Consider the following 11,489-nt stretch of genomic DNA (forward strand, 5'->3'; position numbering starts at 1 on the left):
TGACGACAATTTAACACAGTTGCAAGAAGCTGCTGTATATGGTGGTTTTTTTATATGCCAAATAGTGATGTTTGACACTTCGCAGCGTCAAGGTTCTGTCACTGATTACATTGACTCTGTCAGAGCATTCTTCTGGTGATACCCCGAGCAACTGATTCAAGATGCCAAAAAATCAATCTGAAATAAAATAACTACAATTACCACCTGAATCTCTTCGTCATATACTCCTCTAACAAAATACAAACACAATAACAATTCACACAAACAACAATGTAACGAATTTTTAATCATTAATGTGACTACAGGGCCTGCTTTGCCCGAAGTTACGTACAACTAAAGTCGGATTTAGTGATAGTAATTCACCAAACAGTTCTGTAATATATTTTCATTGTGTGCATTATATAACCAGATTGCCATCCGCCAGGATGGCTTTCATGTCTTGGCTCTGCGGCAATGAACTGACGTACCCAAGACCGCCTGTCATCGCAAGATAGACAGCTTCCTGCGGCCAGCCAGCGCATGATGCCCGGCTGACCAGTCTACGCAGGCATAACAATAAAGAAGGAATCGCAGGCGGAGGAACCGTCTGCCCTACACTGGAAGGATGTAGTTATGACAGATCATGCGTTGAATGGTCAGGGGCTTTACGTCCCTGAAATGGAGCACGATGCCTGTGGTATCGGCTTTGTCGCCCATCTCAAGAACCGCAAGTCCCACCAGGTGATCACCCAGGCTCTGGATATGCTGGCACGGATGGAACACCGTGGCGGTCAGGGCTGTGACCCGTGCAGTGGTGACGGTGCCGGGATCCTGCTGCAAAAGCCTCATGAATTCCTGATGCAGGAATGCCAGAAAATCGGCCTGACGCTGCCGGCGTTTGAACATTACGGCGTAGGGGTCATTCTGTTCCCGAAAGATGAAGACAAACGGGAACAGTGCCGTGAAATTCTGGCCCGTAATGCCCAGCGCCTGGGTCTGACGGTGCTGGGTTACCGCGTTCTGCCAACTGACAACAGCATGATTGGCGCCGACCCCCTGAGCACTGAACCTCAGTTCGAACATGCATTCGTGACTGGCGGCAGCGAGATGCCTCAGGACACACTCGAGCGCAAACTCTACGTCCTGCGTAACTACACAATTCGCGTCTGTCTGGAAAGCGTCGCTAACATCGGGGACGACTTCTACATCAACGCATTCTCCAGTAAGACTCTGATCTATAAAGGCCAACTCACTACCGAGCAGGTACCGCAATATTTCCTGGATCTGCAAAACCCGGCTATGGTCAGTGCGCTGGCACTGGTTCATTCGCGTTTTTCCACCAACACCTTCCCGAGATGGCGCCTGGCCCAGCCTTTCCGCTTTATCGCCCACAACGGTGAAATCAACACTGTGCGCGGGAACCTGAACTGGATGAAAGCACGGGAAGCCCTGCTGCAATCAGATCTGTTCAGCGAAGAAGAGCTGAAAATGCTGCTGCCGATTTGTCAGGAAGGTGCATCCGACTCAGCAAACTTCGATATGGCACTGGAACTGCTGGTTCTGTCTGGCCGCACCCTGCCGCATGCCCTGATGATGCTGATCCCGGAAGCCTGGCAGGAAAACCCGGGCATGGATCCGAAACGCCGTGCTTTCTACCAGTATCACGCCAATCTGATGGAACCCTGGGACGGACCGGCTTCCGTCTGTTTCACCGATGGTGTTACCGTAGGCGCAACGCTGGACCGAAATGGTCTGCGTCCGTCGCGCTATACCGTAACTAAAGACGATTTTCTGGTGATGGCATCGGAGTCCGGCGTTGTTGAAATCGCACCGGAGAACATTCACTTCCGTGGTCGTCTGCAGCCAGGCCGTATATTTGTAGCCGACCTGGAACAAGGCCGCATTGTCTCTGACGATGAAGTCAAAGACAGCATCGCTGCAGCACAACCCTATGAAGAGTGGGTCAAAGACAACCTGCTGCACCTGAATGACTTACCTGCTTCAGATTACAGCCATACTCAGCCGGAAGCTGAGAAGCTGCTGCATCAGCAGCAGGCCTTCGGCATCAGCAATGAAGAAGTCAACGACATCATTCTGCCGATGGCCAGCGACAGCAAAGAGCCATTGGGCTCCATGGGCGCTGACTGGCCGCTGGCGATCCTGTCGCATCAGTCTCAGCATCTGTCGCACTATTTCAAGCAGCTGTTTGCACAGGTAACCAACCCGCCGATCGATCCGATCCGTGAACGCATGGTGATGTCGCTCAAAACCTATCTGGGCGAAGATCAGAACCTGCTGAAAGAAGGCCCGTCGCACTGCCAGAAACTGGAGCTGGATTCACCAGTTCTCAGTGATGCCGAGCTGGAAAAACTGCGTGTCATCGACAAACCGCACCTGCAGGCCAAAACACTGGATATTGTGTTCCAGGCCAGTGACGAAGCCGGCAAGCTGGAACAGGCACTGAATCATCTGTGCCAGCACGCGGAAGATGCGGTGAAAGATGGTTACTCAATCCTGATCCTGAGCGACCGTCCGGTCAATTCGCAGCACGCGCATATTCCGGCCATGCTGGCTGTTGGCGCAGTACACCATCACCTGATCCGCAAAGGGCTGCGCGCCAAATGTGATCTGGTTGTTGAGACCGGGGATGCCCGTGAAACCCATCACTTTGCCACCCTGATTGGCTATGGTGCCAATGCGATCAACCCGTATATTGTCACCCAGACCATCGTGTCTCTGCAGCAACGCAATAAACTGGATAAAGCCACCGACGCAGATACCTATTTCAATCACTTCCGCAAAGCCGTCAACGGCGGCCTGCTGAAGATCTTCTCAAAAATGGGGATCTCAACCCTGCAGTCTTACCATGGCGCTCAGATCTTCGAAGCGCTGGGGATCAGCAAAGCCGTGGTCGACAAATACTTCACCGGCACCGTATCCCGGATTCAGGGACTGACGCTGGACGACATTGCGAAGGAAGTGCTGATCCGCCACCGTATCGGTTATCCGCTGCGTGATATTCCGCTGCAAATGCTGGATGTCGGCGGGGTTTATCAGTGGAAACAGCGGGGTGAAAAGCACCTGTTTAATCCAACCACGATTTCACTGTTGCAACAGTCAACCCGTGGCAAAGACTACAGTCAGTTCAAAGAATACTGTCACGCCGTTGACAGCCAGGGCGACCATGCCGCCACCCTGCGCAGCCAGCTGCAATTTAACGCTGACCCCAGCCGTAGCATCCCGCTGGATGAAGTCGAGCCGATTGAAAAGATCCTCAAGCGATTCGCCACCGGTGCAATGAGTTTTGGCTCGATTTCCTACGAAGCCCACTCGACGCTGGCCGTCGCCATGAACCGGATTGGCGCAAAATCGAACTCAGGTGAAGGCGGTGAAGATCCGGCACGTTTTGAGAAAAAAGAAAACGGCGACTGGGAACGCTCTGCAATCAAGCAAGTGGCGTCTGGCCGTTTCGGGGTGACGTCTTACTACCTGACCAATGCCGACGAGCTGCAAATCAAGATGGCTCAGGGTGCCAAGCCAGGTGAAGGTGGTCAGTTGCCGGGTGATAAAGTCGATGACTGGATCGGCGCAACCCGTCACTCAACACCGGGCGTCGGCCTGATTTCACCGCCGCCGCACCACGATATTTACTCCATAGAGGATCTGGCGCAGCTGATTTTCGACCTGAAAAACGCCAACCGTAAGAGCCGCGTCAACGTCAAACTGGTCTCTGAAGCCGGGGTCGGCACCATTGCATCCGGTGTGGCAAAGGCCAAAGCAGACGTGGTGCTGATCGCCGGATTTGACGGTGGTACCGGTGCATCTCCGATTTCGTCCATCCGTCACACGGGTCTGCCGTGGGAACTGGGTCTGGCGGAAACCCACCAGACATTGCTGAAAAACGGCCTGCGCAACCGCATTGTGGTCCAGAGTGACGGCCAGATGAAAACGCCGCGTGACCTTGCTGTCGCTACCCTACTGGGTGCCGAAGAATGGGGGGTCGCAACCGCCGCACTGGTGGTGGAAGGTTGTATCATGATGCGTAAGTGTCATAAGAACACCTGCCCGGTCGGGATTGCGACCCAGAACAAAACCCTGCGTGAACGCTTTGACGGCCGTGTGGAAGATGTCGTTACTTTCTTCCGTTACATGGCCGAAGGTCTGCGTGAAATTATGGCTGAGCTGGGTTTCCGCACCATCGATGAGATGGTCGGCCAGTCACAGCATCTGAAAATCCGGGACAACATCAGTCACTGGAAATACAAAAATCTGGACCTCAGTCCGGTACTGCACCGCGAACCCGCACGAGCTGAAGACGGAATCTTTAACCAGTGCAGCCAAAACCACTATCTGGAAGCGGTACTGGACCGTCAGCTGATTGCTGCCGCTCAGCCTGCACTGACGCGTGGTGAAGCGGTAAATGCAACATTCCCGATTACCAATATCGATCGCAGCGTGGGCACCATGCTGTCAAATGAAATCTCCAAAGTTTACAAAGATGCCGGTCTGCCACAGCCCATGCATGTGAAGTTCAAAGGCTCCGCAGGCCAGAGTCTGGGCGCATTCCTGGCGAAAGGCGTGACCTTTGAAGTGGAAGGCGATGCCAACGACTACTGGGGCAAAGGCTTGTCCGGTGGTCAGCTGGTCCTCTACCCGGATGCTCAGTCGGATCTGATTGCAGAAGACAACATTATTGTCGGCAACGTTTGCTTCTATGGCGCAACTTCGGGTGAATCTTTCATCCGCGGCAAAGCCGGTGAGCGGTTCTGTGTCCGTAACTCCGGTGCCCGTGTAGTGGTTGAAGGCGTGGGCGACCATGGCTGTGAATACATGACCGGCGGCGTGGCCATCATTCTGGGTCAGACCGGCCGTAACTTTGCAGCCGGGATGAGCGGCGGTGTCGCGTACGTCTGGGATCAGTTCAACGACTTTGAAAGTAAGCTCAATCCGGAACTGGTAGATCTGGATCCGCTGGACAGCGAAGACATTGAACTGCTCAGGGATATGCTCACCCGTCATCAGCAACTGACGGGCAGTACCGTCGCGGAAACTTTCCTCGGCAACTTTGAGGATAACCTCGGGCACATCGTGAAAGTCATGCCGCGCGATTACAAAGCCGTGCTGCAAAAACGCAAAGCCGCGGCCGAAGCACAGGACAAGGAAGCACTGGAGGTGAGCCATGGGTAAGGCAACCGGATTTCTCGAGCACGGCCGTGAACTGCCGTCAAAGATCGCCCCTGAAGTCCGCATTCAGGACAACAACGAATTCGTTCTGAACGACGATTTTGGCAGCAAAATTGGCACACAGGCGTCTCGCTGCATGGATTGCGGCGTGCCTTTCTGTCACAACGGTTGTCCAATCGGCAATATCATTCCTGAGTTTAACGATGCGGTCTACCGGGACAGCTGGGAAGAAGCCTGGCATATCCTGAGTTCGACCAACAACTTCCCGGAATTTACCGGGCGGGTTTGTCCGGCGCCTTGTGAAAGCGCCTGTGTTCTGGGGATCAATCAGGATCCGATTACCATCTGTAACATCGAGAAGACCATCGTTGAAACCGCTTACCGTGAAGGCTACGCAAAGCCAAAAACCCCGCGCAGCCGGACCGGCAAAAGCGTGGCGATTATCGGCTCCGGCCCGTCCGGGCTGGCAGCAGCTGAACAGCTCAACAGCGCCGGCCACACCGTTACGGTTTACGAGCGGGACGAAAAAATAGGCGGGCTGCTGCGCTTTGGCATCCCGGATTTCAAGCTCAGCATGGGCGTGATTGATCGGAAGCTGGATCTGATGGCACAAGCAGGCATCAAATTCGTCGTTAATGCGCACATCGGCGTGGATATTGACGCCCGTGAACTGCGCAAACAACACGATGTCGTGCTGCTGACCGGTGGCTCCACTGTGCCGCGCAACCTGCCGATCCCGGGCCGTGAGTTACAAGGCGTGCACTTTGCGATGGAATTTCTGGGTCAGAACAACCGCCGCGCCAACAACATGGATCTGAAAACAGCAGAGATTCATGCTGCCGGTAAACATGTTGTGGTCATCGGTGGCGGTGATACCGGTTCTGACTGTGTCGGCACCTCAAACCGTCATGGCGCAGCCAGTATTACGCAGGTTGAAATCATGCCGATGCCGCCGGAGAAGCGCCCGGTGAATCAGCCCTGGCCTGCCTATCCGATGATTCTGCGCACGTCAACTTCCCATGAAGAAGGCTGCGATCGTTTCTGGAATATCCTGACGAAAGAATTCATCGGCAATGATGATGGCCAGGTTACCGCACTGCGCATCGCCGACATCACCTGGAATGATGCCAAACCGGGTGAGCGTCCGGGCTTCACGGAAGTACCGGGGTCGGAGCGCGTCATTCCTTGTGATCTGGCATTTCTGGCGATGGGCTTTCTGCATCCAGAACCTCAGGGCGTACTCGCTCAGCTGAATATCGCGCTGGATGAATGCGGCAATGTCGCGACTGAAGGTTTTGCGACCAATCAACCAGGCATATTTGCTGCTGGTGATATGCGGACCGGGCAGTCACTTGTCGTGCGTTGTATCAACGAAGGCCGGGAATGTGCCCGAGAAATTGATGCTTATCTGATGGGTGATTCTAAGCTGGAAGCGAAAGACCATTCACTTATGCTGTCTGAATCCTGATTCATCTGGATTTTATACTAAAATTTAAAGCCAGCTCCCATGAGCTGGCTTTTTTATTTGAATTTAATCAGAGCTTTATTCTTTTTAACAATATTTTTACCTGAGAACAAAATCCTCTTGGTTTTGACGCAAAAAAGTCATCAATTACGCCCTGAAAAATGTAAACAAAATATTTCAAAAAAATATTATTTATTTAAAAATCATATAGATAAATACGTGACTTTGAATATTTCAGAATTTATGACCAGAATTAAAGAAAATTTGACCTTTTTGTAAATTGCCGTTAGTTTGAAAGTCCGCTGGAAGCAAGAGTGACAATCAGGGAGATTGTCATAATTATGCAGTAACCCTGCTCAATGGAGCAGGCGCAAGGGAGAGTTGCAATGACACTGTATGACCCAAAGCTGGAAAAAGATAATTGTGGCTTCGGCCTGATCGCCCATACAGAAGGCGAAGCCAGCCACAAGTTGGTCCGTACCGCAATATCGGCCTTGGATCGTATGACACACCGGGGCGGCATCGCTGCGGATGGCAAGACCGGTGATGGCTGCGGCCTGTTAATGAAAAAGCCGGACAGTTTTTATCAGCTGGTTGCCAAAGAACAAGGCTGGCCGCTGGCCCGTGAGTATGCCGTCGGTATGCTGTTTCTCAGCCAGGATCCGGTTCTGGCCGAACTAGCCCGCACCATTATTCAAGAAGAACTCAGTAAAGAAACCCTGTCGATTGCAGGCTGGCGTGATGTGCCGGTCAATCCGCAGGTTCTGGGTCCAATCGCCAAAGACTCCCTGCCGGCTATCGCTCAGGTCTTTATCAACGCACCTGCAGGCTGGAAACCCCGGGATGTGGATCGTCGTCTATATATTGCCCGTCGCCGCATTGAGCAACGCATTCAGAACGATCCTGACTTTTATATCTGTAGCCTGTCGACCCAGGTAATCGTCTACAAAGGGCTGTGTATGCCCGCCGATCTGCCGAAATTTTACAAAGATTTAGGCGATTTACGTCTGGAATCCTCGATCTGTCTGTTCCACCAGCGATTCTCGACCAACACTCAGCCACGCTGGCCGCTGGCTCAGCCATTCCGCTATCTGGCCCACAACGGTGAAATCAACACCATTGCCGGAAACCGCCAGTGGGCACGCGCCCGTGCTTACAAATTCGCTTCGCCGCTGCTGCCGGATCTGGCGACTGCGGCACCTTTTGTGAACGAAACCGGTTCGGATTCCTCCAGCCTGGATAATATGCTGGAACTCTTCCTGTCCGGCGGGATGGATCTCTTCCGCGCGATGCGAATGCTGGTGCCGCCTGCGTGGCAGAATCATCCGGATATGGATCCGAAACTGCGCGCCTTTTACGACTTCAATTCCATGCACATGGAACCCTGGGATGGCCCGGCCGGTATCGTCATGTCAGACGGCCGCTATGCCGCCTGTAACCTGGACCGCAACGGCCTGCGTCCGGCACGATATGTGATCACCAAAGACAAGCTGATCACCCTGGCCTCTGAAGTGGGTATCTGGGATTACGCGCCGGATGAAGTGGCCGAGAAAGGTCGGGTCGGTCCGGGAGAGCTGCTGGTCATCGATACAAAATTCGGAAAAATCTGGCATTCTGCCGACATTGATAACGAGCTGATGGAACGCCATCCGTACAAGGAGTGGCTGGATACGCATGTCCGCCGTTTGGTGCCGTTTGAAGACATGGGCGACGATCAGGTCGGCAGCCGGGAAATGTCTGCCGATGAACTGAACAGCTACCAAAAACTGTTTGCCGTCAGCCGCGAAGAGCTGGATCAGGTGCTCCGCGTGATGGGTGAAATGGGCCAGGAAGCTACGGGTTCGATGGGCGATGATGCCCCGATGGCTGTTCTGTCATCCAAAGAACGCCTGATCTCCGATTATTTCCGTCAGATGTTTGCCCAGGTTACCAACCCGCCAATTGACCCGTTGCGTGAAAAGCACGTGATGTCACTGGCTACCTGTATCGGCCGTGAAATGAATGTGTTCTGTGAAACTGACGGCCACGCACACCGCGTCGCCTTCAAATCGCCGATCCTGCTCTATTCCGATATGGTCCAGCTGTTGGGACTGGACGATCAGCACTACCGCAATAGCATCATCGACATCAACTTCGATCCGAAAGAAAAAGATCTGAAGCAGGCCATTGTCGATCTGTGTGATCAGGCCGAGCGTCTGGTTCGCGGCGGCACCGTGTTGGTGGTGCTGTCTGACCGCGGCATCAGCGAAGAGAAGCTGCCAATTCCGGCTGCCATGGCAGTGGGTGCCGTCCAGACACGTCTGGTCAATGCCAGTCTGCGCTGCGATGCCAACATCATTATTGAGACCGCGGCCGCCCGTGACCCGCACCAGTTCGCTGTGTTGATGGGCTTTGGTGCAACCGCCGTGTATCCGTATCTGGCGTATGAGTCGCTGGCGCAACAAATTGACAGCGGCGCCATCAACAAGCCTTACCGCGAGGTCATGCTGAATTTCCGCAACAGTATCGATAAGGGTCTGTACAAGATCATGTCGAAGATGGGGATCTCAACCGTCGCTTCCTATCGCTGCTCGCAGCTGTTTGAAGCCGTCGGCCTGCATGCGGATGTGGTCGAACTCTGCTTTATGGGCGTTTCGAGCCGGATTCAGGGTGCAAACTTTGAGGACTTCCAGCAGGATCTCTACAACCTGTCTCGCAAGGCATTTGTAAAACGCAAGCAAATCGACCATGGCGGTCTGCTGAAATTCGTCCATGGCGGTGAGTTCCACGCTTATAACCCGGATGTGGTCACCACACTGCAAAAAGCCGTGAAGAGCGGCGAGTACGAAGATTACCTGGCATTTGCCAGGGTGGTGAACGAACGTCCGGCAGCAACTTTGCGTGACCTGCTGAAACTGAAAGCCTCGGACAATCCGATCGACGTTGCAAACGTCGAAGCAGCCACGGAACTCTACAAGCGCTTCGACTCTGCGGCGATGTCCATCGGTGCGCTGAGTCCGGAAGCACACGAAGCGCTGGCAATTGCCATGAACCGTCTGGGCGGTTTCTCCAACTCTGGTGAAGGGGGGGAAGATCCTCGCCGTTTCGGCAATGAGCGGAATTCACGCATCAAACAAGTGGCTTCCGGCCGCTTTGGCGTCACCCCGCACTATCTGGTCAACGCCGACGTCATTCAGATTAAAGTCGCGCAAGGGGCAAAACCGGGCGAAGGCGGTCAGCTGCCGGGCCACAAAGTGACCACGGAGATTGCCAAACTGCGTTATGCCGTACCGGGCGTCACGCTGATTTCACCGCCACCGCACCACGATATTTATTCGATTGAGGATCTGGCCCAGCTGATCTTCGACCTCAAACAGGTCAATCCGAAAGCCATGGTTTCCGTCAAACTAGTCTCTGAGCCAGGAGTCGGCACCATTGCCACCGGTGTAGCGAAAGCGTATGCCGATCTGATCACTGTCTCGGGTTATGACGGCGGTACAGGGGCCAGCCCGCTGACGTCCGTGAAATATGCGGGCAGTCCATGGGAACTGGGACTGGCCGAAACACAACAGGCGCTGGTCGCCAACGGTCTGCGTCACAAAATCCGCCTGCAAGTGGATGGTGGTCTGAAAACCGGTCTGGATGTGGTCAAAGCCGCCATTCTGGGCGCCGAAAGTTTCGGTTTCGGGACAGCGCCTATGGTGGCACTGGGCTGTAAATACCTACGCATCTGCCACCTGAACAACTGCGCCACCGGTGTGGCCACTCAGGATGACACCCTGCGCCGTGACTTCTTTAAAGGTCTGCCGGAGCAGGTCATGAACTACTTCATCGGTCTGGGTGAGGAAGTTCGCGGACTGCTGGCAAAACTTGGGGTTGAAAAGCTGACCGATCTGATTGGCCGGACCGATCTTCTGGAAGTCGTGGCTGGTTTCACGGCCAAGCAAAGCAAGCTGGATCTGAGTGGCCTGCTGCATGCGCCAACACCAGTCGAAGGGAAGACCCTGTATTGCAGTGAACCCAATACACCGTTCGATACCGGCGTGCTGAACCAGAAACTGGTGGACGAAGCCCTGTCTGCGGTTGAAACGCAAAGCGGTGCCGATATTTATCTGGATATCCGCAACACCGACCGTTCGTTCGGTGCCCGCCTGTCCGGTGAAATCGCCCAGCGCTATGGCAACCAGGGCATGGCCGCGAATCCGGTCAATGTGTACCTGTCCGGAACCGCAGGACAGTCTTTCGGCGTCTGGAATGCCGGTGGCCTGAACCTGTATCTGACCGGGGATGCCAATGACTATGTCGGGAAAGGCATGACTGGCGGTGTGATCTCGATTCGTCCGCCTGTGGGCTCAGCCTTTAAGTCGCACGAATCAACAATTATCGGCAACACCTGCCTCTACGGTGCAACCGGCGGGAAGCTGTTTGCAGCCGGTAAAGCCGGTGAACGTTTTGCGGTCCGGAACTCCGGCACCATCGCGGTCGTTGAAGGCGCTGGTGACAACGCCTGTGAATATATGACCGGCGGTATCGTCGCTATTCTGGGCCACACCGGCGTGAACTTTGGCGCCGGGATGACAGGCGGCTTTGCCTACATTCTGGATGAAGTCGGCGATTTCGCCGGCCGGGTCAACCCTGAACTGATCGAGGCCCTGCCGCTGCAGGATCTGGCGATCCATCAGGAGCACCTGCGCGGTCTGATTGACCGTCATCTGGAAGAAACCGGCTCAAGCCGTGCACAGGAAATTCTGGCCAACTTTGATCAATGGATCCCGAAATTCTTCCTGGCTAAACCGAAGTCGGCAGATGTGAATACACTGCTGGGTCACCAAAGCCGCTCAGCTGCTGAGCTACGCGTTCAGGCACAATAAGGGAGGGAATC

General features: G+C 54.2%; 3 protein-coding genes. All 3 read left to right on the forward strand.

The genetic code is table 11. The features are described 5' to 3' along the window. Positions 1-612: 612 nt before the first annotated feature. The 3 genes from gltB (L4174_RS13535) to gltB (L4174_RS13545) all read left to right on the forward strand — a co-directional run bounded on the left by gltB (L4174_RS13535) (position 613) and on the right by gltB (L4174_RS13545) (position 11,478). Positions 613-5,166, forward strand: a complete 4,554-nt coding sequence (gene gltB, locus L4174_RS13535; protein WP_248141409.1) for a glutamate synthase large subunit — start codon at positions 613-615, stop codon at positions 5,164-5,166. After that, the gene (locus L4174_RS13540; RefSeq protein WP_248141410.1) at positions 5,159-6,631 is read left to right on the forward strand and encodes a glutamate synthase subunit beta; all 1,473 of its coding nucleotides are present in this window, start codon (positions 5,159-5,161) and stop codon (positions 6,629-6,631) included. The genes gltB (L4174_RS13535) and L4174_RS13540 overlap by 8 nt, the downstream gene beginning before the upstream one ends. Positions 6,632-7,014: 383 nt before the next feature. After that, the gene (gene gltB, locus L4174_RS13545; protein WP_248141411.1) at positions 7,015-11,478 is read left to right on the forward strand and encodes a glutamate synthase large subunit; all 4,464 of its coding nucleotides are present in this window, start codon (positions 7,015-7,017) and stop codon (positions 11,476-11,478) included. Positions 11,479-11,489 lie beyond the last annotated feature (11 nt).

The organism is Photobacterium sp. CCB-ST2H9 (assembly GCF_023151555.2).
Taxonomy (GTDB): Bacteria; Pseudomonadota; Gammaproteobacteria; order Enterobacterales; family Vibrionaceae; genus Photobacterium.

Excerpts from the sequence above, each read along its gene's own strand:
- gltB (WP_248141409.1), top strand. The coding sequence starts at position 613 with ATGACAGATCATGCGTTGAATGGTCAGGGGCTTTACGTCCCTGAAATG.
- gltB (WP_248141411.1), top strand. The coding sequence starts at position 7,015 with ATGACACTGTATGACCCAAAGCTGGAAAAAGATAATTGTGGCTTCGGC.
- L4174_RS13540 (WP_248141410.1), top strand. The coding sequence starts at position 5,159 with ATGGGTAAGGCAACCGGATTTCTCGAGCACGGCCGTGAACTGCCGTCA.